Origin of the sequence: Streptomyces noursei ATCC 11455 (assembly GCF_001704275.1) — a bacterium.
Classification (GTDB): Bacteria; Actinomycetota; Actinomycetes; order Streptomycetales; family Streptomycetaceae; genus Streptomyces; species Streptomyces noursei.
Genome location: NZ_CP011533.1, coordinates 3891048 through 3912543, shown reverse-complemented (window position 1 = coordinate 3912543; position 21496 = coordinate 3891048). Strand labels below are relative to the sequence as shown.

Annotated in this window: 16 protein-coding genes and 1 riboswitch; of the genes, 7 read left to right on the top strand and 9 right to left on the bottom strand. The window is 74.2% G+C overall.

Translation table 11 applies throughout. The features are described from left to right. The first annotated feature begins 3 nt into the window (after nt 1–3). Both SNOUR_RS16290 and SNOUR_RS16285 read left to right on the top strand, forming a co-directional pair. A complete protein-coding gene (locus SNOUR_RS16290) occupies nt 4–1998 on the top strand; it encodes an ABC transporter permease (protein WP_067358381.1) in 1995 nt (664 codons plus the stop codon). A 2-nt stretch (nt 1999–2000) separates the two neighbouring features. Continuing rightward, nucleotides 2001–3014 carry an ABC transporter substrate-binding protein gene (locus SNOUR_RS16285; RefSeq protein WP_067347646.1) on the top strand — a complete coding sequence of 338 codons (1014 nt, stop codon included), beginning with the start codon at nt 2001–2003 and terminating at the stop codon, nt 3012–3014. A gap of 77 nt (nt 3015–3091) precedes the next feature. Here the strand turns inward: SNOUR_RS16285 and SNOUR_RS16280 are convergent, their stop codons facing one another. Then, nucleotides 3092–3838 (bottom strand): BPL-N domain-containing protein, encoded by a 747-nt coding sequence (locus tag SNOUR_RS16280; RefSeq protein ID WP_067347643.1) that lies wholly within the window; start codon nt 3836–3838, stop codon nt 3092–3094. A gap of 5 nt (nt 3839–3843) precedes the next feature. Further along, nucleotides 3844–7977 carry a Pls/PosA family non-ribosomal peptide synthetase gene (locus SNOUR_RS16275; protein WP_067347641.1) on the bottom strand — a complete coding sequence of 1378 codons (4134 nt, stop codon included), beginning with the start codon at nt 7975–7977 and terminating at the stop codon, nt 3844–3846. A 262-nt stretch (nt 7978–8239) separates the two neighbouring features. Here SNOUR_RS16275 and SNOUR_RS16270 point away from each other — a divergent pair, with 262 nt between their 5' ends. After that, on the top strand, nt 8240–8449 hold the full coding sequence (locus SNOUR_RS16270; RefSeq protein ID WP_067347639.1) for a hypothetical protein: 210 nt from the start codon (nt 8240–8242) through the stop codon (nt 8447–8449). 40 nt (nt 8450–8489) lie between these two features. On the opposite strand, the gene fabV is transcribed toward SNOUR_RS16270, so the two are convergent. Then, nucleotides 8490–9707: an enoyl-[acyl-carrier-protein] reductase FabV gene (gene fabV, locus SNOUR_RS16265; RefSeq protein WP_067347636.1), complete on the bottom strand. Its 1218-nt coding sequence runs from the start codon at nt 9705–9707 to the stop codon at nt 8490–8492. Between the two features lie 215 nt (nt 9708–9922). On the opposite strand from fabV, the gene SNOUR_RS16260 reads away from it, so the two are divergent. Continuing rightward, complete coding sequence (locus tag SNOUR_RS16260; protein ID WP_376738520.1) at nt 9923–11170, top strand: trypsin-like serine peptidase; 1248 nt, start codon at nt 9923–9925, stop codon at nt 11168–11170. 92 nt (nt 11171–11262) lie between these two features. On the opposite strand, the gene SNOUR_RS16255 is transcribed toward SNOUR_RS16260, so the two are convergent. Continuing rightward, a complete protein-coding gene (locus SNOUR_RS16255) occupies nt 11263–11529 on the bottom strand; it encodes an SCO4848 family membrane protein (RefSeq protein ID WP_067358378.1) in 267 nt (88 codons plus the stop codon). A 100-nt stretch (nt 11530–11629) separates the two neighbouring features. Between SNOUR_RS16255 and SNOUR_RS16250 the strand changes: the two genes are divergently transcribed. Continuing rightward, nucleotides 11630–12904, top strand: a complete 1275-nt coding sequence (locus SNOUR_RS16250) for a D-alanyl-D-alanine carboxypeptidase family protein (RefSeq protein WP_067347634.1) — start codon at nt 11630–11632, stop codon at nt 12902–12904. 110 nt (nt 12905–13014) lie between these two features. On the opposite strand, the gene SNOUR_RS16245 is transcribed toward SNOUR_RS16250, so the two are convergent. The 4 genes from SNOUR_RS16245 to glyA all read right to left on the bottom strand — a co-directional run bounded on the left by SNOUR_RS16245 (nt 13015) and on the right by glyA (nt 17433). Further along, nucleotides 13015–14076: a YihY/virulence factor BrkB family protein gene (locus SNOUR_RS16245; protein WP_079142703.1), complete on the bottom strand. Its 1062-nt coding sequence runs from the start codon at nt 14074–14076 to the stop codon at nt 13015–13017. Between the two features lie 127 nt (nt 14077–14203). Then, nucleotides 14204–14806: a 2'-5' RNA ligase family protein gene (locus tag SNOUR_RS16240; RefSeq protein ID WP_067347631.1), complete on the bottom strand. Its 603-nt coding sequence runs from the start codon at nt 14804–14806 to the stop codon at nt 14204–14206. A 104-nt stretch (nt 14807–14910) separates the two neighbouring features. Next, on the bottom strand, nt 14911–15921 hold the full coding sequence (gene trpS, locus SNOUR_RS16235; RefSeq protein ID WP_078875777.1) for a tryptophan--tRNA ligase: 1011 nt from the start codon (nt 15919–15921) through the stop codon (nt 14911–14913). A 234-nt stretch (nt 15922–16155) separates the two neighbouring features. Then, nucleotides 16156–17433 (bottom strand): serine hydroxymethyltransferase, encoded by a 1278-nt coding sequence (gene glyA, locus SNOUR_RS16230; RefSeq protein ID WP_067347628.1) that lies wholly within the window; start codon nt 17431–17433, stop codon nt 16156–16158. Nucleotides 17434–17473: 40 nt separating this feature from the next. Then, a riboswitch (ZMP/ZTP riboswitch) is annotated at nt 17474–17566 on the bottom strand. Between the two features lie 277 nt (nt 17567–17843). Here glyA and rocD point away from each other — a divergent pair. Both rocD and SNOUR_RS16220 read left to right on the top strand, forming a co-directional pair. Further along, the gene (gene rocD / locus SNOUR_RS16225) at nt 17844–19049 is read left to right on the top strand and encodes an ornithine--oxo-acid transaminase (protein WP_067347625.1); all 1206 of its coding nucleotides are present in this window, start codon (nt 17844–17846) and stop codon (nt 19047–19049) included. A gap of 92 nt (nt 19050–19141) precedes the next feature. Continuing rightward, nucleotides 19142–20032, top strand: coding sequence for a hypothetical protein (locus SNOUR_RS16220; RefSeq protein ID WP_312632588.1), 891 nt, complete (start codon nt 19142–19144; stop codon nt 20030–20032). Between the two features lie 10 nt (nt 20033–20042). Here the strand turns inward: SNOUR_RS16220 and pdxR are convergent, their stop codons facing one another. Then, complete coding sequence (pdxR, locus tag SNOUR_RS16215) at nt 20043–21488, bottom strand: MocR-like pyridoxine biosynthesis transcription factor PdxR (RefSeq protein WP_067347619.1); 1446 nt, start codon at nt 21486–21488, stop codon at nt 20043–20045. Nucleotides 21489–21496: the final 8 nt, after the last annotated feature.

Genomic DNA, 21496 nt, shown 5'->3' with positions numbered 1-21496 from the left:
GGCATGAGTACCGCCGCACCCCCCACCACTCCCGGCGCGCTCGGCGCCGGGAGGCTCAGTCCGATACAGGGCCTGCTGCGTCGCCGTGGCCTCGCCAAGCTCCTGCTGCTCGCCGTCGCCGCGGCGGTCCTGGTCCCGCTCGTCCGGTCCGCGTGGCCCGGCGCCTCCTGGCCCGGCGCGCTGACCGTGGACGTCTCAGGACCGCTCGACCACGCCAGCAACTGGATCATCGACAACCGCGACAGCCACTGGCTGTTCGTCTACGTCCTCGGCCACCTCAGCAACGCCGTGGTGCTCTCCGTCCGCGGTGTCTACCTGCTGCTGCTCGCGCTCGGCTGGACCGGTGTGACGGCCGGCGTGACGCTGCTGGCCTGGCGCGTCGCCGGCCTCCGCATCGCCGCCATCGCGCTGGTGTCCTTCCTGGTCAGCGGTGCCCTGGGGATGTGGGTCCCGACCATGCAGACGCTGGCGCTGATGATCGTGGCGGTCCTCGCCTCGGTCGTCGTCGGCGCGCTGCTCGGGCTCGCCGCCGGCCTCTCCCCGCGGCTGTTCAAGATCCTCCGCCCGGTCCTCGACACCATGCAGGTGCTCCCGGCCTTCGCCTACCTCCTGCCGGTCGTCATGATCTTCGGCATCGGCGTGCCGGCCGCGCTGCTGGCCACCGTGATCTACGCGGCGCCGCCGATGGCCCGGCTCACCGCGCTCGGGCTGCGCGGCGCGGACGCCGGCGTGCTGGAGGCGGTCTCCTCGCTCGGCGCCACCGGACGCCAGCGGCTGCTGACCGCCCGCCTCCCGCTGGCCCGCAAGGAACTCCTCCTCGGCGTCAACCAGACGATCATGATGGCGCTGTCCATGGCCGTGATCGCCTCGATGATCGGCGCCGCCGGCCTCGGTGACCGCGTCTACCAGGCGCTCGCCTCCGTCGACGTGGGCGCCGCGCTCGCCGCCGCCGTCCCGATCGTGCTGCTGGCCATCGTCATGGACCGCACCACCGCCGCGGCCGGCGAGAAGCTGGGCGCGACCCCGGCCGCCGCCGGCCCGCGGCTGCTGCGCGGCTGGCCCGCCTGGGCAGGGATCGCCGTGATCACCGCCGTGGCCGCGCTCGCCGGCCGGCTGGCCGGCGGAGCGATCTGGCCCGCCGGTGCCACGCTCGCCATCGCCCGCCCGGTCAACGAGGCCAAGGAGTGGATGGTCAACCACCTCTACTCCGGTGTCCCGGTCGTCGGCGGCACCGCCGACTGGGCCGCGCACTTCACCAACTGGGTGCTCAACCCGCTGCGCGACGGCCTGACCGCGCTGCCCTGGTACGGCGTGCTGCTCATCGTCGCCGCGCTGGCCTGGCTCATCGGCACCTGGCGCACGGCGCTCACCGCCGTCCTGGCGATGGCCGCCATCGGCGTCCTGGGCGTGTGGAAGCCGTCGATGGACACCCTCTCCCAGGTCCTCGCCGCCCTGGCGCTGACCCTGGTGGTGGGCCTCGGCGTCGGCATCCTCGCGGCCGGCAGCAAGCGCTTCGAGGCCGTGCTGCGGCCGGTCCTGGACGTCATGCAGACCATGCCGCAGTTCGTCTACCTGATCCCCGTCGTGGCGCTGTTCGCGGTGGGGCGCGCCCCGGCCGCCGCCGCTGCCGTGGTCTACGCGCTGCCGGCCGTCATCCGGATCACCACGCAGGGCCTGCGCCAGGTGGACCCCGGCGCCATGGAGTCCGCCCGCTCGTTGGGCGCCACCCGCTGGCAGACCCTCCTCCAGGTCCAACTCCCGCTCGCTCGGCCGGCGTTGCTGCTGGCCGTCAACCAGGGCGTGGTGCTCGTCCTCGCCGTCGTCATCATCGGCGGCCTGGTCGGCGGCGGTGCCCTCGGCTACGACGTGGTCACCGGCCTGGCCACCGGCAACCTCGCCATCGGCCTGGTCGCCGGCGTCGCCATCGTGTGCCTGGGCCTGATGCTCGACCGGGTCACCCAGCCCACGGAACGGCGCACGACCGGGAAGGGAGCCTGACCATGTCCCGCACACCGATACGCCCGCGCACCCTCGCCAAGGCGCTCGCGGCCACGGCCGCGACCGGCGCGCTGCTGGTCTCGCTCTCCGCCTGCGGCAAGGCCGACATGACCAAGCAGGCGTCGCCGTTCGCCGCCGCCAAGGGCTCGAAGTCCGTCACCCTGTCCGTCCAGACCTGGGTCGGCGCCCAGGCCAACGTGGCGGTGGCGAAGTACCTGCTCGAACACGAACTGGGCTACCACGTCGACACCGTCCAGGTGGACGAGATCCCCGCCTGGGACGCGCTCAGCCAGGGCCGGGTCGACGCGATCCTGGAGGACTGGGGCCACCCCGACCAGGAGAAGCGCTACGTCCAGGACAAGAAGACCATCACGGCGGGCGGCGGCAACGGCGTCACCGGCCACATCGGCTGGTGGGTCCCCAAGTACTGGGCCGACGCCCACCCCGACGTCCTCAACTGGAAGAACCTCAACAAGTACGCCGACCAACTCCGTACCTCGGAGAGCGGCGACAAGGGCCAGCTGATGGACGGCTCGCCGTCCTACGTCACCAACGACAAGGCGCTGGTGAAGAACCTCGGCCTGAACTACCAGGTCGTCTTCGCCGGCTCCGAGGCCGCCCAGATCACCCAGATCCAGCAGTTCGCCAAGCAGAAGAAGCCCTTCCTCACCTACTGGTACGAACCCCAGTGGCTCTTCAACCAGGTGCCGATGGTGGAGGTCAAACTCCCCGCGTACACCGACGCCTGCGCGGCGAAGGGCGCCAAGGACCCGGCGTCCGTCGACTGCGCGTACCCCACCACCCCCCTCCAGAAGTACTTCAACACCGACTTCGCCGAGAGCGGCAGCTCCGCGGCGCGGTTCCTGAAGAACTTCCGCTGGGACAAGAAGGACCAGAACGAGGTCTCCGAAATGATCGCCTCCAACGGCCTGCCGGCCGACGAGGCCGCCAAGAAGTGGGTGGACGAACACCCCGACGTGTGGAAGAGCTGGCTGCCGAACGCCCCGAAGAAGTAGCCACCGCACCACCACACCTCCACGCCGCCGGGCGGGACCGACATCGATCGGCCCCGCCCGGCGGCGTGCCCGCTCGCTCAGTCCTCCAGCAACTCGTTGACCAGGTCGACCGCCAGGTCCTGGGTCTGGTGGACGGGGAGGCCCTCGTCGAGGAACCAGTCGTCGGTGGCCTCGGGGTGGGGGCCGACCACGGCGACCTTGCCGGCGCCGCAGGGGGCGACGACGGCGGCGACGGTGCCGTTGGGGTAGGTGGCGAGGACGGTGGCGTCGGCGCCCTCGTCGAGGAGGAAGTGCGGGCCGTCCTGGAAGTAGACGGTGCGGGGGAGGCCGCGCCAGCGGGTCTCGACGACGGTGTCGCCGTCGTGGGTGATGGTGGCGCCGGGCGTGACGATGTACTGGTCGGTGTCGCCGGGGAGCAGGTCGAAGCCCGGGTCGTCGCCGGCCAGGTAGCCGCCCAGGCAGAAGCCCAGGTAGCGGCCGCCGCCCCGGACGTAGTCGCGGATCTCGTCGGCGTGCTTGCGCAGGCGGCGGTAGGCGGGGTCCAGGGAGCCGCCGCCGGGCTGGGCGTAGAGATGGGCGTGTGCCAGGGACGTGGCGGAGAGCGGGATGTCCTCGTGCGGGCCGATGTAGCGGACGTCGAGGTTCCAGGGGCCGGAGGACAGCAGCGAGGCGACCGCCTCGGAGCAGCCGGCGGGGCGGGCGGCCGGGCCGCGGTAGACCAGGGCCAGCCGGCGTCCGTCGGGTGTGGGCAGGGGCGGGGTCGGGGGTGCGCCGCCGCCGAGGAGCCGGCGGAGGGAGCCGAGGAAGCCGTTGGGGGGAGGCATGGGACTCACCGTGAGGGGCTGGTGGGGTGCGGGGTCGGGTCGGCGGGCGAGGGGGCGGCGGGCCGCAGGGCCAGGCCCTGGGCGGGGATGCCGTGCCATGCGGTGCCGGGGACGAGGTACTCGCCCTTCATGACCAGGGAGAGCGCGTCGAGCCAGACGCCTTCGCCGACGATGCCGTCGTAGAGCACGACCGCGCGGCTGCCGACGGTGGCGCCCGCCCGGACGGTGACCTTCGACATCTTCATCACCCGGTCCTCGAACAGGTGCGTCTGCAAGCTTACGCCGGGGCCGATCGCCGCGTCGTCGCCCACGTCGACCAGGTCGAACTCGGTGAGGAAGGTGGTGCCGAGCCATGTCCGGCGGCCGATCCGGGCGCCGAACAGGCGCAGCGCCGGCGGCAGGAACGGGGTGCCGGCGAGGGCGGCGAGGCCGGCCGGGACGGCCGCCGCCTCGTAGAGGCCGGTGACGAACTCGGTGCGGCGGACGAACCAGCTCCACAGGGGTTCGACGCGCGGCCGGTAGTGGCCCACGACCAGGAGTTTGAGCAGCGCGCAGGCGGCGATGACGGTCAGGCCGGACGCCATGAGCAGGAGCGGGGCCAGGAGGAGGGGGAGGGCCGGGGAGGGGCTGTGGGCGAGGGCGGCCAGGGCGAGGAGGAAGAGGAAGGCGGCGGTGCCCAGGAGGGACGCCGGCATGGTGGCGCGGAAGTACTCGATGGCCAGGCGGCGGCGGACCGCCTTGCGGGTGGGGCGGAAGGTCAGCTCCTCGGGGAAGGTGCCGCTGCTCTGGCGCTGCGGGAGGTGGATGGCGGGGGAGCCCAGCCAGAAGGTGCCGGCCGGCACCTCGTCCTCGGGGGGGACGGTGCCGACGCCGATCAGGGAGTTGGGCCCGGTCCGCGTCCCGGCCGGCAGGTAGGCGGCGTTGCCGACGAACGCGCGGCGGCCGACCTCGGTGCGGCGGCAGGCGACATGGCCGCCGGCGAACGCCGCGCCGCCGACCCCCGCCATGTCCGCGACGAAGCTGCCCTCGCCGAGGGTGAGCAGGTCCGGGTCGAGGTGGGCGGCGGTGGAGACCTCCGCGCCGGGGCCGATCCGGGCGCCCAGCAGCCGCAGCCAGGGGACGGTGTAGAGGGTGGCGTAAAGGGAGTTGGTGAAGGTGAGGCTGAATTCCAGCAGCTTGTCGGAGAGCCACTTGCGCACGCCGAGGCCGGAGCGGACCGGGTGGACGCCGACCGGGGTGCGGCGCAGCACCAGATGCTTGGCGCCGGCGATCGCGGCGCACACGGAGAGGACGTAGAGGGGGGCCGCCAGGGTCAGGGCGACCAGGACGGTGGGCCCGCTGCCCCAGGCCAGCCAGGTGCACCACATCAGTGCCGCGCTCGGGACCACGACGGCCAGCGCGAGGAATTCGAGGAGGACGACGCCCAGTGCCGCGGCGGCCAGATGCCGTGCCCGCCCGCGCTCCGTCGGGCCGCCGGCGCGCAGCATGTCCTCGATGTGCGGGGCCAGTGCGGCCACCGGGGAGGGCGGGGAGCCGGCCCAGCGGGCGCCGGGCGGCACCGCCTGGCCCTGGCCGATCACCGACTGCTCGCCGAGTCCGGCGCCGGCCGCCATGCGGGCGCCCGGCTCCAGCACCGCATGGGCTCCCACGTAGGCGCGGGGGCCGATGTCTATCGGGGCGACGGTCACCCAGCCGTCCGCGACCCGCCAGGCGCGCAGGGTGGCGCCGTAGCCGACCGAGGTGTCCGCGCCGATCCGGACCAGGGACGGCAGCGGCACGACGCCGGTGGCGATGGTCGTCCGCGGCCCGATCCGGGCGCCCAGCAGCCGCAGGTAGCGGCCCATCAGGGGGGAGCCGCCGAGCGTGGGGAGCGGGCTGGCGGCCAGGAGGAGGGTGAGCGTCCACAGGCGGAGGTAGGTCGCGCCCCACAACGGGTAGCGGCCCGGCCGGATCCCGGCGGCCAGCGGGCGGGCGAGGACCACCGGCAGCAGCCAGCGGATGCCGAAGTAGCCGACCAGCACGGCCAGTACGGGCCGCACCGGGACCGGGGCCCGGCTGGTGAACGTGCCGTCCTGCCAGCTGAAGACGGTGGCGAGCGGCAGGGTGAGGACGAAGAGCTGGACGTAGAGCACCACGGCCTGGACCAGGCCCGCGGCGGTCACCCGGGCACCGCTGTGCCGCAGCGGACGGGGGCGGACCGGCAGCGGGCCGGCGGGGGCGGCGCCGGTGCCGTCGCGCGCCGCCGCGCCGCCGCCCACGGCCTCCGTGGCGCCGGGAGCGCCCAGTCGGGCCGCCAGGCCCCGGACCGTCGGGTGGGCGTAGACGTCGCGCAGGGTGGCGCCGGTGTCGCCGCCGATGCCGCGGCTGCGGAGCAGCGAGACGACCTGGGCGGCGAGCAGCGAGTGCCCGCCGAGATCGCCGAAGAAGTCCGCGTCGGTGGACAGCGCGTCCGGTCCCATGCCGAACACCTCGGCCCACACGTCCCGTACCCGGCTCTCCGTCTCGTCCCGCGGCGGCACCACCGGCCGGCCGCCGCTGCCCAGCCTGCGGCCGGTGGGCGCGGGCAGCCGTCTGCGGTCCACCTTGCCGCTGGGCATCGCCGGCAACCGGGGGAGGATGTCCAGAAAGGGCGGCACCATGTAGGCCGGCAGCCGGTGCCGCAGGCGCTGGTGCAGCCGGGCCACCAGCGCGTCCCCGTCCGCCGTGCCCGCCTGCCCGCCGCGGTCCGGCGCCGGCACCACGTAGGCGGACAACTCCCGGCCCTCGCCCTCGCCGTTCCGGTTCGGCAGCGCCACCAGCGCGGTGGCCGCCTCGGCCACCCCGGGGTCCTCCAGCAGCACGTTGTCGATCTCGCCGAGGTCCACCCGGTAGCCCCGGACCTTCACCTCGTCGTCGGCCCGCCCCAGGAACTCGATCTCCCCGTCCGCGGTGATCCGGCCGAGGTCGCCGGTGCGGTAGAGCCGGCCGCCGCGGGGCGCCAGCGGGTGCACGATGAAGCGCTCCGCGGTCAGGTCCGGGCGTCCCACATAGCCGCGGGCGAGGCCGGGGCCGCCCACGCAGATCTCGCCGACCGCCCCGTCCGGGACCCGCCGCAGCAGGTCGTCGAGGAGCACCACCGTGTACGTGGGCAGCGGCCGGCCGATGGTGACCGGCCGGCCCGGCCGGAGTTCGCCGACGGTGGCGGTGACGGTGATCTCGGTCGGCCCGTAGGTGTTCAGGATCCGCCGGCCCGGCCGGCTCCACCGCTCGACGAGCCGGGCCGGGCATGCCTCGCCGCCCACCACGATGCTGCGCACCGCCGGCAGGTCCCGGGGGATCGTGGCCAGCAGCGTCGGCACGCAGTAGAAGACCGTGACGCCGGATTCCTCCAGGAGGTCGGCGAGTTCGGTGCCCAGCCGCGCCGATCCGGTGCCGGGGGGCCCCGCGACGACGGTCCCGCCGACCGTCCACGTGGGCCAGATCTCCTCGACGGAGAAGTCGAAGGAGAGCGTCATGCCCTGGTAGACCCGGTCGTCCGGGCGCACGTCGTAGACGGCGGGGACGACGGCGAGGAAGTTGCAGATGCTGGAGTGGGCGATGGCCACGCCCTTGGGCCGGCCGCTGGAGCCCGAGGTGTACATGATGTACGCGAGCGGGTCGGTGGGGTCGTCGGCCTCCCGGCCCGGGGGCCCCGCCGGGGCGGTGCGCCGCGCCGGGGCCGGCAGCGGCCGGGTGGCCGGGGCGGCGGCCAGCTCCGCCGCCGCCGCGTCCAGCGCCACCACCCGCGCCCGCAGGCCGTCCACCGTCGCCGCCAGCGCCGCCACCGTCAGCACCGCGTCCACCTCGGCGTCCGTCACGATGAAGGCGACCCGCTCGGCGGGCGCCGCCGGGTCGATCGGGACGAACGTCCCGCCCGCCTTGCCCACGGCCAGCAGCGCGGCGTACATGTCCACCGACCGCGGCACCAGGATCGCGACCCGGGACCCCTCGCCGATGCCCCGTGCCCGCAGGTGGTGGGCGAGCCGGTTGGCGCGGGCGTCGAGTTCGGCGTAGGTGTGCACGTGCGGCCCGCATTCCAGCGCCGTCGCCGACGGCATGCGGTCACAGGTGGCTTCGAAGAGGCGGTGCAGCCGCGCCGCGACCCGCCTGGTCGTGGTCATGACTCCATCGCATCGCCGATCATCCGTGATCGCATGTCCGGTCCCGCGACGGCCCGGCCGACCTGCTCGTCCGGGGCGAACCGCGGGCCGGGCGGGGCCCGTCAGCCGCGACACCAGCGGTCACCCGATCGTATGGCCGCGGTCACGCCGGGCCACCACGCACGCCTTCGCGCTCCAGGCTGGGAGGCGCCCCCACCCCACCCGGGGCCCGTCCCCGACCGAGCCGGGGACCCGCCCCGGCCCACGGAAGGCCCGGCCCGTCATGCCCCTGCCGCCGCCGCACTGCCCGACGCCCGACTGCGACGACCACCTGTGGAAGGACACCACCACCACCGAGTTCCACTGGGACAACTGGCGCTGGCGTTGCCACCGTTGCGACAAGAAGTGGTACCCGACCCGCGAGCAGATCGAGGAGTACCGGCACGCGGTCGGGGCGGGCCGCCGGGATCCCCGGGTGGCGGCCAGGCCCTAGTCAGGGCCCGTCCGAGGGCTCCTGGCCGGGGCCGCGGCCGTCAGGCGGGCTGCCCCGGCCACGGCACCTCGATGTCGACCGGCGCGCCGTAGTCGACGCCGGGGACCGCGAAGCCGTAGAGGCGGTGCACCTCGCCGTGGAACCAGCCCAGGTCGGCGAGGTGCGCGATGTCCTCCGTCGTGGCCGCCTGCCAGCGCTCGGCGACCGCGGCCTGGATCTCCGGGTCCAACTCCCAGGTGTCCAGGCGGATCCGGCCCTCCTCGTCCAGGTCGAGCGGGCGGACCCCGGTGAGCTGGTCCCACAGGGCGCTCAGCTGCGCGGTCGGCGGCACCATCCGCTCGTCGAGGACGCCGCGCAGCAGCCCGACGTAGAGCGCGATGCCGGGGATGGCGGTGGAGGACTGGGTGACCGCGGCGCCGTTGACGGAGGTCACCGCGCGCCCGCCGACCAGCTCGGACAGCCGCTTGTCGAGGGCGCGCGCGGTGCCCTCCAGGTGCGCCTTGGCGGCGCCGATGGTGCCCTTGCGGTAGATCGCCTCGGTCAGCGTCGAGCCGATGTAGGAGAGCGCCGCGGTGGCGAAGCCGTCGGCGAGCAGACCGCGGCCGGCCAGGTGGTCGATCCAGCGCTCCCAGTCGGCGCCGCCCATGACCGCCACGGTCTGCGCGATGTCCTCCTCGGCGGCCGGCGCGGTCTCCACCTCCTTGACCTCGGGCGCCCCCTCGTCGTCGAAGACCAGGGTCTTGGTGCGGGACGACGTGCCGATCGGCTGGAGGACCGAGGCATGCACGGTGCCGGTCTCGGGGTCGGTGCGCCGCGGCGCGGCCACCGAGTAGATCAGGTAGTCCAGCTTGCCGCCGAACCGCTCCACCAGCAGGTCGGCGACCTGCTCCTTCATCGCGTCGGAGAACGCGTCCCCGTTGAGGAAGACCATGTCCCGCCCGGCCTCGCGGGCCAGCTCGGCGGTCGCGGCGGTGCGGTACCAGCCGGCGGTGGCGGTGCGTCGGGCGGTGGCCGGCTTCTCGAAGCAGACGCCGATGCCGCGGATCCCGGCGCGCTTGAGACCGGCCAAGGTGGCGGCCAGCCCGTAACCGGCGGACGAGCCGATGACGAGGGCCACCGGGCCGTCGGCCGACGGCGGTGCGGCCGGGGCGTCCACGGCCTCCCACATGTCGGAGACCAGCTGTCGGCACCCGGCGGGGTGGGAGTCGAGGAAGAGGAACCCGCGGCTGCGGGGACGGTCGATGACGCGCTCGGTCACGTGAGGGTCCTTGGGACGGTTCGGACAGGACACCACTGATTGTCCCGATCTTTTCGCGGTCGCCTCCCCCGCCCCCGTCCGGCGCGGCGGACCGGCATAGTAGGGCGCGGCCCCTGCAGGGGCATGACAGTCACCACGGCGCACCAGCCGGTGTCGGCCGCCAGCCGTCCCGTGCCGCGCCCGCACGCCCGTACGCACCAGGGGGGAACCGCACCGTGCCGTCCACACCACCCGTCCCGCCCATCCCGTCCACACCATCGGCCTCGCAGGAGTGCCGCCGGCCGGCCGCGGGGGCGGTCCGGGCCCGTTCCCGTCGCCGGACCGGGCTGGCCGCCGCGGCGGCCGCAGTGCTGCTCGCCGTCGCCGCGACCGCCTGCGGTCCCGACGGCAACGCCGCGTCCGGGGCCGGGAGTTCGGCCGCCGGGGAGCAGAAGGCCGGCGGCCCGCGGCTGCCCGACGGGGCGCCGACCAGCCTCGACGACCTCAAGAAGTGGCAGGACGGCGGCTGGAAGAACTGGGAGAAATGGGCCCATAAGGCCCAGGACTTCGCCAACCCGATCATCAAGGATCACTGGAAGGCCGACCGGATGGCGCAGGCCCAGGCCGCGCCGGACGTCGGCGTGCGGGCCTCCGAGGCGGTCGGCGGCAGCGGCGCCACCGACCCCGAACCCCGCCCGGTCAACGCCGAAGAGGTGGCCCGCCCCTACCACCGCAACATGGCCCCGGTCGGGAAGATCTTCTTCGACAGCCCCAAGGGCCCGATGGTCTGCTCCGGCACCATCGTCGAGGACCCGGCGCACCCGGGGAAGTCCAACCTCGTGTGGACCGCGGGCCACTGCGTCCACTCCGGCCGGCAGGGCGGCTGGATGCGCAACATCGTCTTCGTGCCGTCGTACAACGACCACGGCGTGCCGATGAGCCAGGTCGGCACCGCCCCCACCGACCAGGTCACCCCGTACGGCCGCTTCTGGGCCGACTGGATCACGACCTCCGGCGAGTGGATAGACATGGGCAGCTCCTCGTCCGGCAACGGCGGCTCCGCCTACGACTTCGCGGTGCTGCACGTCCGGCCGGAGAACGGCGGCGGCAAGTCCCTCCAGGAGACCGTCGGCGCCGCGGCCCAGGTGTGGTTCAACGCCCCGCACGCCGACGGCATCAGCTCCGTCAAGGCGTTCGGCTACCCGGCCGCGCCGCCCTACGACGGCGCCCGGATGATGGCGTGCCTCGACCGCCCCGGCCGCCTCACCATGCAGCAGGGCACGCCCGCCATGGACCGGATCGGCTGCACCATGACCGGCGGCACGTCCGGCGGCGGCTGGTTCGTCGGCCGCGGCGGCAAGCTCACGCTGATCTCCAACACCTCGATCAGCTCCAACGCCCACACCTGGCTGGCCGGCCCGTACCTGGGCCCGGAGGCGCAACGCGTCTTCAACACGATCAGCGCGAAGTTCGCGGGGCAGTAGAAGCCGCCCGGCCCCGACCGCAACGCACCGCCCCCGGCCCGCAGTTGAGCGGGTACCGGGGGCCTGTCGTGCGGCGGCCCGCCCCGTCCCCGTCAGCCCTTGGCGGCTGTCCCGGCCGCCGCCTCGCGGCGCAGGGCGCGGACGCCCCGGAACCCGATCACGCCGATTGCCGTCCCCAGAAGAAAGGACACCACGGCGAGCAGCAGGTGGACCCAGAAGTACGCGGTCGGATCGCCGGCCGAGTCGAAGGCAAGACCGCTGGCATCCTTGATCAAATTTTTGACGAAAGTGAACCAGATGCACCAGCTCCACACCCCGAAGGCGAGCAGGAACCAGGACACGGGGCGAGAGAGCTTCATGGGTTCCAGTATGGGCGGCGGCTCCATCCGGCCGTTCGGAGGGGCACTCTTCCGTGGGGCGCGTTCTAAGAGGCGGTCGCAGACGGGTACGTTCACGGACGTGCCGACGACCAAGAGTGCCTCCGCGTCCCCCTCCGCCGTTCGTACCGTCGCCGCGTTGGCGTCCTCCGCGCTGCTGGTGTCGCCCCTGCTGGCCGGCACCGCGCACGCCGCCCCCGCGGACGGGGGGCAGCCGCCCAAGGCCCCCGTGCCGCCCGCGAAGATGTCACAGGTCGGCGGCGAGCGGCTGGGCCAGCCCGGTGTCCAGGTGCAGCTCAAGGCGGGCGCGCCCGCGCTCCCCAAGGAGCTCACCGCCCGCTCGTGGATCATCTCCGACGCCGAGTCCGGCGAGGTGCTGGCCGCGAAGAATCCGCACTGGCAGCTGGCGCCGGCCAGCACGCTGAAGATGCTGTTCGCCGACACCGTGCTGCCGAAGTTCCCCAAGACCCAGACGTACAAGGTCAAGCCGGCCGACCTGGCCGGTATGGGCACCGGCAGCAGCCTGGTCGGGATAAAGGAGAACCTCACGTACACCGTGCACGACCTGTGGCTGGGGGTCTTCCTGCGGTCCGGGAACGACGCGGTGCACACGCTCTCGGCGATGAACGGCGGCACCGAGGCCACCGTCAAGGAGATGCAGAAGCGGGCGGTGGAGCTGAACGCCACCGACACGCACGTGATCACACCGGACGGCTACGACGCACCGGGGCAGGTGTCCAGCGCCTACGACCTGAGCCTGTTCGCCCGGGCCGGGCTCAAGAACCCGGACTTCCGGGAGTACTGCTCCACGGCGAGCGCGCAGTTCCCGGGCGACATGGGCAAGGACGGCAAGCGGGCGACCTTCGGCATCCAGAACACCAACCGCCTGCTCAGCGGCGACTTCGACATCAAGCCGTACCCGGGCATCGCGGGCGTGAAGAACGGCTCCACGACCAACGCCGGGTCCACGTTCACCGGGGTCGCCCAGCACGGTGACCGCAAGCTGCTGGTCACCGTCATGAACCCGGAGAAGAAGCAGCACAACGAGGCGTACCGGGAGGCCGCCAAGCTCTTCGACTGGGGCTTCGCCGCGGACGGCAAGGTGGACCCGGTCGGCAGCCTCGTCGACCCCAAGGGCGCGGGCAACGGCACCGGCGGCGCCAAGGACGGCGACAAGGAGACCCAGGCCGCGCTGGACTCCGCCGGCGGCTGGGGCGGACCGTGGACGGCCGCCGGCATCGGCGGCGCGGTGGTGGTCCTGCTGGGCGCGGTGGTGTTCTTCGCCCGCCGGCGGCGGGCGCTGCCGGCCGGCGAGCGGGGGCGTCGGGGCGCCGGCGGGGGCCGGCGGAAGAAGTGACCGCGCGGGACTGAGACCGGGGGCCGGGCCCGCCGGCCGCCGGCCGGGAGGCGGCGGCCGGCACCCGGCACGGCCGGCACGTCCCCGCGCCGGTCACCTCCCCGCGGGCGTCACGTCCCGGTGGCCGCCGCCGGCTCCGTCCCCGCCTCCGGCCCCACCCGATGGGTGGCCGTCCAGGACGCGCAGAAGACCAGCAGCTTCGCGGTGAAGTTGATCCACAGCAGCAGCGCGACCGGGGTGCCGAACGCGCCGTACATGTTGCGTGCGGCGACGCCCCGCAGATAGCCGCTGAGCAGCAGCTTCAGCACCTCGAAGCCGATCGCGCCGATCAGCGAGGCGACGACCAGAGCGCGCCGCGGCGGATGGGCGCCGGCGAGCTTGGTCAGGATGTAGGCCAGCATCAGGAAGTCGGCGAGCACCGCGGTGCAGAACCCGGCGACGGTGAGCAGGATGCTGACCGCGCCGCCCTGGGGCAGGCCGATCGCCGCCACCGCCCGGTCGACCGCCGCGGAGGCGAACGCCGAGGAGCCCAGGGAGACCAGCGCCACCCCGCCGAGGCCGAGCAGCAGCACGCCGTCGCGGACCTTGCCGAACAGAAAGTTGACGTCCTCGGCGGGCGCCTCCCACACGGCCCGCAGGCAGTCGCGCAGGGACTGCACCCAGCCGATGCCGGTGAACAGCAGCACGGCACCGGCGATCAGGCCGACCGTGCCGGCGTTCTCCACCAGCGCGGCGAGGTCGAGCTGAGCGGCGATGCCGGGGACCTGCTCGGAGAGCTTGTCCTCCAGGTTGTGCAGCCGGTCCTTGCCGATGGTGGCGGCGACGATCGCGGCCCCGACGGTCAGCAGCGGGAACAGCGCGATGAAGCTGGTGAAGGTGATGGCCGCGGCCAGCCGGGTCCAGTGGACCCGCTGTATCCGTTCGTAGCTGCGCCACAGGTGGGTGGCGAGCACCCGGCGGACGACCGGGACGAGCGGCGGGCCGACGAGCGGCAGCCGGGAGACCCGCTTCAGCATCCCGCCATCGGCGCCGGGGCGCTCCTCCGCGGGGTCCTTCTCCGCGGGGCCCTTCTCCGCGGGGTCGTCGTCCGTGGAGCGCTTGTCCGTGGGGCCGTCGTCCGCGGGCGTGCCCCCGTCTTCGCCGTTCCCCCGCATGCCCCGTCCGCCAGTCATCCCCGTACCGCCCTCCCGCGCCGACCGCTCCGGCTGATCCGGAACACTAGCCTCCGGCCACCCCGGAGTGCGGCTGCCACCCGGAGCACCGGGCAGGTGCGCGCGGCGGGCCCGACGCGGCGACGCCTCAGGAGGAGGACGCGGCGGGCGGCCGGGACAGCTCGGCGGACTCCGCGGCCTGCCGGGGCAGCGTCACCGACCCGCCGCCGGACCCGAACGGGTACTCCCGCTCCAGCCGCCAGACCTCGTCGTCGCCCTTCTCGTAGAGCGCGAAGCCGCCGATCGTCCAGGCTGCCGAGTAGTCCGCGAGCTCCGTCTGGGCGCGGTCCATGGCCGCCTCGTCGATGGCGTGCGCGACCGTCACGTGCGGGTGGTACGGGAACTGCAGCTCACGGGCGCACGGCCCGGACGCGGCGCGGACCCGCTCCTGGAGGACGGCGCAGCCGCGGGCGCCCTCGACGACCTTGACGAAGACCACCGGCGAGAGCGGGCGGAAGGTGCCGGTGCCCTCCAGCCGCAGCGGGAACGGCCGGCAGACGGCGGCGACCGTGGCGAGGTGCCGCTCGATGCCGGGCAGCGCGTCGGCGTCCACCTCGGTCGGTGGGAGGAGGGTGATGTGCGTGGGGATGCCGCGGGCGGCCGGGTCGCCGAAGTCCTCGCGCTTCCGTTGGAGGAAGCTGCCGTGCGGCTCCGGGACCGCGAGCGAAACGCCGAGCGTGACGGTCCCCACTGCGTTCTCCCTCCTGACGTGTGCATGCGCGCCGCGTGGGCGCGCACCCTTCCCAGTGTGCCGGGGACGGACCCGAAGGCGCGTCCCCGGCCGTCCCCGGACGGTCAGCCCTTGGCCGGCAGGAACCCGATCCGGTCGTACGTGGCGGCCAGCGTCTCGGCCGCCACCGCACGGGCCTTCTCGGCGCCCTTGGCCAGGATCGTGTCCAGCGTCTCCGGGTCGTCGAGGTATTCCTGCGTACGGGTCCGGAACGGTGTGACGAAGTCGACCATCGTCTCGGCCAGGTCCGTCTTCAGCGCGCCGTACATCTTGCCCTCGTAGGAGCGCTCCAGCGAGGGGATGTCCTCGCCGGTGAGGGTGGACAGGATGGTGAGGAGGTTGCTGACGCCGGGCTTGGCCTCCCGGTCGAAGCGGATCACCGTGTCGGTGTCCGTCACGGCGCTCTTGATCTTCTTCGCGGTGACCTTGGGGTCGTCGAGGAGGTCGATGATGCCCTTCGGCGAGGACGCCGACTTGCTCATCTTGATCGACGGGTCCTGAAGATCGAAGATCTTCGCCGTCTCCTTGACGATGTACGGGTTCGGGACCGTGAAGGTGTCGCCGAAGCGGGTGTTGAAGCGGTCCGCGAGGTCGCGGGTGAGCTCCAGGTGCTGGCGCTGGTCCTCGCCGACCGGGACCTGGTCGGCCTGGTACAGCAGGATGTCGGCGACCATCAGGACGGGGTAGGTGAACAGGCCGACCGTCGTCCGGTCCGTGCCCTGCTTCGCCGACTTGTCCTTGAACTGCGTCATCCGGGACGCCTCACCGAAGCCGGTGACGCAGTTCATCACCCAGGCGAGCTGGGCGTGCTCGGGGACGTGGCTCTGCACGAAGAGCGTGCAGCGCTCCGGGTCGAGACCGGCGGCCAGCAGCTGGGCCGCGGCGATCCGGGTGTTGCGGCGGAGCTCGGCGGGGTCCTGCGGAACGGTGATCGCGTGCAGGTCGACCACCATGTAGAACGCGTCGTGGGACTCCTGGAGCGCCACCCACTGGCGCACCGCACCGAGGTAGTTGCCGAGGTGGAAGGAGCCGGCGGTGGGCTGGATTCCGGAGAGCACACGAGGCGGACGCGGCATGGCGGAGCCATTCCCCTTGGGGTGGTGGTGGGTGGCGGACGGGCGATCGAGAGCCATGGCAAGCATTGTCTCAGGTCCGCCGGGGGCCCGGGCGTGGAGGCCCGCAGGGGGTGGCCGAACACATCCCGTAGGGGACGCAGGCGCCCCCTACGGGGCCACAACGTGGGGGTGGTGAGGGGTATTCCCGGTGCTCCCGTGCTCCGGGTGCTCCGGGTGCTCGCGGGGCTCCGGGGGTCAGCCGCCCAGGGGCAGGCCCGGGGCCGGATGGGCGGCCATCAGGTCCGCCACCTCCTTGCGGATCGTCGCCAGCGCCTCCTCGTCGGCGCCGGCCGCGGCCCGCACGCCGCGGTCGATCCACTCCGCGACCTTCGGCATGTCCGCCGTCCCCAGCCCGCGCGAGGTCAGCGACGGGGTGCCGATCCGGATCCCGGACGGGTCGAACGGCTTGCGCGGGTCGAACGGCACGGTGTTGTAGTTCACCACGATCCCGGCCCGGTCCAGGGCCTTGGCGGCGACCTTGCCGGGCACCTCCTTCGACGTCAGGTCGATCAGCACCAGGTGGTTGTCGGTGCCGCCGGAGACCAGGTCGAAGCCGCGCGCCAGCAGCGCCTCGGCGAGCGCCTTGGCGTTGGCGACGACGGCGTGCGCGTACTCCCGGAAGGACGGCGCGGACGCCTCGCGCAGCGCCACCGCGATGGCGGCCGTGGTGTGGTTGTGCGGCCCGCCCTGCAGGCCCGGGAAGACCGCCTTGTCGATCGCCTTGGCGTGGGTGGCGCGGGACATCAGCATCGCGCCGCGCGGGCCGCGCAGCGTCTTGTGGGTGGTGGTCGCCACGACGTCGGCGTGCGGCACGGGGGAGGGGTGCGCGCCGCCCGCCACCAGACCGGCGATGTGCGCGATGTCCGCGACGAGCACCGCGTCGACCTCCCGCGCGATCGCGCCGAAGGCGGCGAAGTCGATGGTCCGCGGAACGGCCGTGCCGCCACAGAAGATGATCTTCGGGCGCTCCTTCAGGGCCAGGTCGCGCACCTGGTCGAAGTCGATCCGCCCGGTGTCGGCCCGTACGCCGTACCGCACCCCGTTGAACCACGTCCCGGTCGCCGAGACGCCCCAGCCGTGCGTGAGGTGCCCGCCCATCGGCAGCGACATGCCCAGCACCGTGTCGCCGGGGGAGGCGAAGGCGAGGTACACGGCGAGGTTCGCGGGCGAGCCGGAGTACGGCTGGACGTTGGCGTGCTCGACGCCGAAGAGGGCCTTGGCGCGCTCGACGGCCAGCGTCTCCACGAGGTCGATGTTCTGCTGGCCCTCGTAGTAGCGGCGGCCCGGGTAGCCCTCGCTGTACTTGTTCTGCAGGACCGTTCCGGTGGCCTCCAGCACGGCCGCGGAGACGTAGTTCTCACTGGGGATCAGCCGCAGGGTGTCGGCCTGGAGCCGCTCCTCGGCGTCGACCAGCGCGGCGAGTTCGGGGTCGGTGGCGTGCAGGGCGGGATGGGTGGCGGGATGGGCCGTCATGGCGTCCTCCGGGGCGATCGATCGGTGGTCGGTCGTGGTCCCGGGGTACCCAGGCGGGCGGCACCTCGTAGGCGTGTGGCCGCGCACCGCTCCCTCGGGGTCCGTTCCCCGTACGCCAGTCGCGGCTGCGCACCGGAAGTCTAGGGCCTGTCCGCGACGTCCCGCCCGCTGTGCGGCGCGCCCCGGCCGACGCCGCGAACTGCCCCGGCACGCGCCCCCGCCGCACCGGGCGGAGGGCCGGCCGGGGGACCGGCGCATGGTCTGCGGGCGCTTGCCCCCGGGCCCGACAATGGAAGGGAAGGGACGGGGGAGGCCGCAGGAGCAACGAGAGGCCGGAGAGCACGACGGCGGGGCCGGCCCCCGCCGATACGGTCGGGCCCGCCGGTCCGGCCCACCGGACGGAGTCAGCCGTGACATCCACGGAAGCGTTCATCGCCGCCGCCGAGGCCCACAGCGCGCACAACTACCAGCCGCTCCCCGTCGTCGTGGCCACCGCCGAGGGCGCCTGGATGACCGACGTCACCGGCCGCCGCTACCTGGACCTGCTCGCCGGGTACTCCGCGCTCAACTTCGGCCACGGCAACCGCCGCCTGCTGGACGCCGCGCGCGCCCAGCTGGAGCGGGTCACGCTCACCTCCCGCGCCTTCCACCACGACCGTTTCGCCGACTTCTGCACCCAGCTCGCCGACCTGTGCGGGATGGAACTCGTCCTGCCGATGAACACCGGCACGGAGGCGGTGGAGACCGCCGTCAAGACGGCCCGCAAGTGGGGCTACAAGGTCAAGGGCGTCCCCGACGGCCGGGCCCGGATCGTCGTCGCGGAGAACAACTTCCACGGCCGGTCCACCACCGTCGTCTCCTTCTCCACCGACCCCGAGGCCCGCGCCGACTTCGGCCCGTACACCCCCGGCTTCACCGTCGTCCCCTACGGCGACCTGGCCGCCCTGGACGCGGCCGTCGACGCGGACACCGTCGCCGTGCTGCTGGAGCCGATCCAGGGCGAGGCCGGCGTCGTGGTGCCGCCGCGCGGCTACCTGGCCGGCGTGCGCGAGCTGACCCGGGCCCGGAACGTGCTCTTCGTCGCCGACGAGATCCAGTCCGGGCTCGGCCGCACCGGGACCACCTTCGCCTGCGAACACGAGGGCGTGGTGCCCGACGTGTACGTGCTGGGCAAGGCGCTGGGCGGCGGGGTGGTGCCGGTGTCCGCCGTGGTGTCCTCCCGCGAGGTGCTGGGGGTCTTCCGGCCCGGCGAGCACGGCTCGACGTTCGGCGGCAACCCGTTGGCCTGCGCGGTCGGGCTGGAGGTGATCGCGCTGCTGCGCACCGGCGAGTACCAGCGGCGGGCCGCCGAACTCGGCGACCACCTGCACCGCGCGCTGGCGCCGCTGGTGGGCGGCGGCGCGGTGGACGCGGTCCGCGGCCGGGGCCTGTGGGCCGGCATCGACGTCCACCCCTCCCGCGGAGACGGCCGGGCCGTGGCCGAACGGCTGCTGGCCCGCGGCGTCCTGGTCAAGGAGACCCACGGCGCGACGATCCGGATCGCCCCGCCGCTGGTCATCAGCGAGGAGGACCTCGACTGGGGCCTGGCCCGACTCCGCGAGGTGCTGGGCGTCTAGGGCCTGTCCGGCGTGCGGGTGGAGCATGCGCGCCGGGCACCCGGTCGGGTGCCCCCTGCCCCCGTGGCCCGGTGGCCCCGTACAGTCGGGCCATGTTGCTCGGGATGATCTGTGCACTGGCCTCCGCCGTGTGCTTCGGCACCGCGTCCGTGTTCCAGGCCGTGGCGGCCCGGGACACCCCGACCGGCACCGGGTCCGGCGTCGACGCCCGGCTGCTGCTGCGGGTGCTGACGCAGTGGCGGTATCTGCTCGGACTGGCGCTGGACGGGCTGGGGTTCCTGCTGGAGCTGGTGGCGCTGCGGACGCTGCCGATCTACACGGTCGGCGCGGCGCTGGCGGCGACCCTGGCGGTGACCGCGGTGGTCGCCGCGCCGGTCCTGGGCGTCCGCCTCCGGCGTGCGGAGTGGGGCGCGGTCGCGGTGGTCTGCGGCGGCCTGGCCCTGCTGGCGCTGTCGTCCGGCGCCGAGGGGCACCGCGCCGGCACCCCCGCGCTGCGGATCGGGGTGCTGGTCTGCGCGCTCGCCCTGCTGGCCGGCGGCGCCCTGGCCGGCCGTCTCCCGGACCGGGCCCGCGCCGCCGTGCTCGGCCTCGGCGCGGGCTTCGGCTTCGGTGTCGTCGAGGTGGCGGTGCGGCTCATCGACGGCTTCGGGCCGGCCGACCTGCTCACCAATCCCGCCAGCTACGCGCTGCTGATCGGCGGGGCCGCGGCCTTCCTGCTGCTGACCGCCGCCCTGCAGCGCGGCGCGGTCACCACCGCCACCGCCGGCATGGTGATCGGCGAGACGCTCGGCCCGGCCGTGGTCGGCGTCGCCTGGCTCGGCGACCGCACCCGCGAGGGGCTGGCCCCGCTGGCCGTCGCCGGTTTCGCGCTGGCCGTCGCGGGGGCGCTGGCCCTGGCCCGGTTCGGCGAGGCGCCGGCCGCGCACCCCGCCGAGCCGGTGGCCGAACCCGGTCCCGCCCCGTTGGCCGCGGAACGCCCCTGAGCGGGCCCGGTCAGTCGCCCGGCGGCAGCGCCCGCAGCAGGGCGTCCAGGATGGTCGCGAAGGAGTGCTCCGGCGGGCGGCCGTAGGGGATGACCAGCGCGTCCCGGGCGACCGCGGGGCCCGCCGGGTCGGTGAACTGCGCCAGCCCCTGCACCGCCAGCCCCTGCCACAGCGCGGCCCGGGTGATGGACTGCTCGGTCCCGGCGGGGAGTTCCAGCACGGCGTGCAGCCCGGCGGCGATCCCCGAGACGTGCACATGCGGGGCGCGCTCGGCCAGCGCGGCCACCAGCTGGTCGCGCCGCCGCCGGTAGCGCAGCCGCATCCCGCGGACGTGCCGGTCGTACGCCCCCGAGGACATGAACTCGGCCAGGGTGAGCTGGTCCAGCGACCCGGACTGCCACTCGCCGGTCGACTTGATCTCCAGCACCCGGTCGATCAGCCGGTCCGGCACCACCATCCAGGCCAGCCGCAGCGCCGGGGCGAGGCTCTTGCTCGCGGTGCCCAGATAGACGACGTGGTCGGGGTCGAGCCCCTGGAGGGCGCCGACCGGCTGCCGGTCGTAGCGGAACTCGCCGTCGTAGTCGTCCTCCAGGACGTAACCACCTCTGGAACGGGCCCAGTTGACCGCGGCGGCCCGCCGGTCCGGGTGCAGCGGGACGCCGGTGGGGAACTGGTGCGCGGGGGTGAGCAGGGCCGCCCGCAGGTGGTCCAGGTCGGCCAGTCGGCCGGTGTCCGCGCCGTGGGCGTCGACCGGGAGCGGGACGGTGCCGAGCCCGGCGCGGGTGATGACGTCGCGGTGGAAGGGCAGTCCGTAGGACTCGGTGGCGACCCGGCCGGGCGTGCCGCCGCGCGGCTTCAGCGCCCGGCACAGCAGCCCCAACCCCTGCATGAACCCCGCGCAGATCACGATCCGGTCCGGATCGGTGCGGACGCCGCGGACCCGGGCGAGGTAGTCGGCGAGCACCGCGCGCAGTTCGGGGCGGCCGGCCGCGGTGCCGTATCCGAACGCCTCGTTGGGCGCGGCGGTCAGCGCCCGGCGGGCCGCCGCCAGCCAGGCGGTCCGGGGGAAGGCCGAGACGTCCGGGGTGCCGGGGGTGAGGTCGAAGCGCGGCCCGGCGGCGGTCGGGGACGGCGGGGCCGGGGTGCGCCGGGGCGCCCCGCCGCCGGCCCGCGGCAGCACCCGCTCGGCGACCTCGGTGCCGGAGCCCTGTCGGGCGCACAGCCAGCCCTCGGCGACCAGTTCCGCGTAGGCGTCGGCGACGGTGTTGCGGGCGATGCCGAGGTCGGTGGCGAGGGAACGGGAGGACGGCAGCCGGGTGCCGGGGGTCAGCCGCCCGGACCGCACGGCTTCGCGCAGCGCGCTCATCAGGGAGGCCCGCACCCCGCCCGGCCCGTCGAGGTCCAGATGCAGGTCCCGCCCGAGATCCCGACCGAAAGTGGCCCGCGATTTCTCCATGGAAGTGG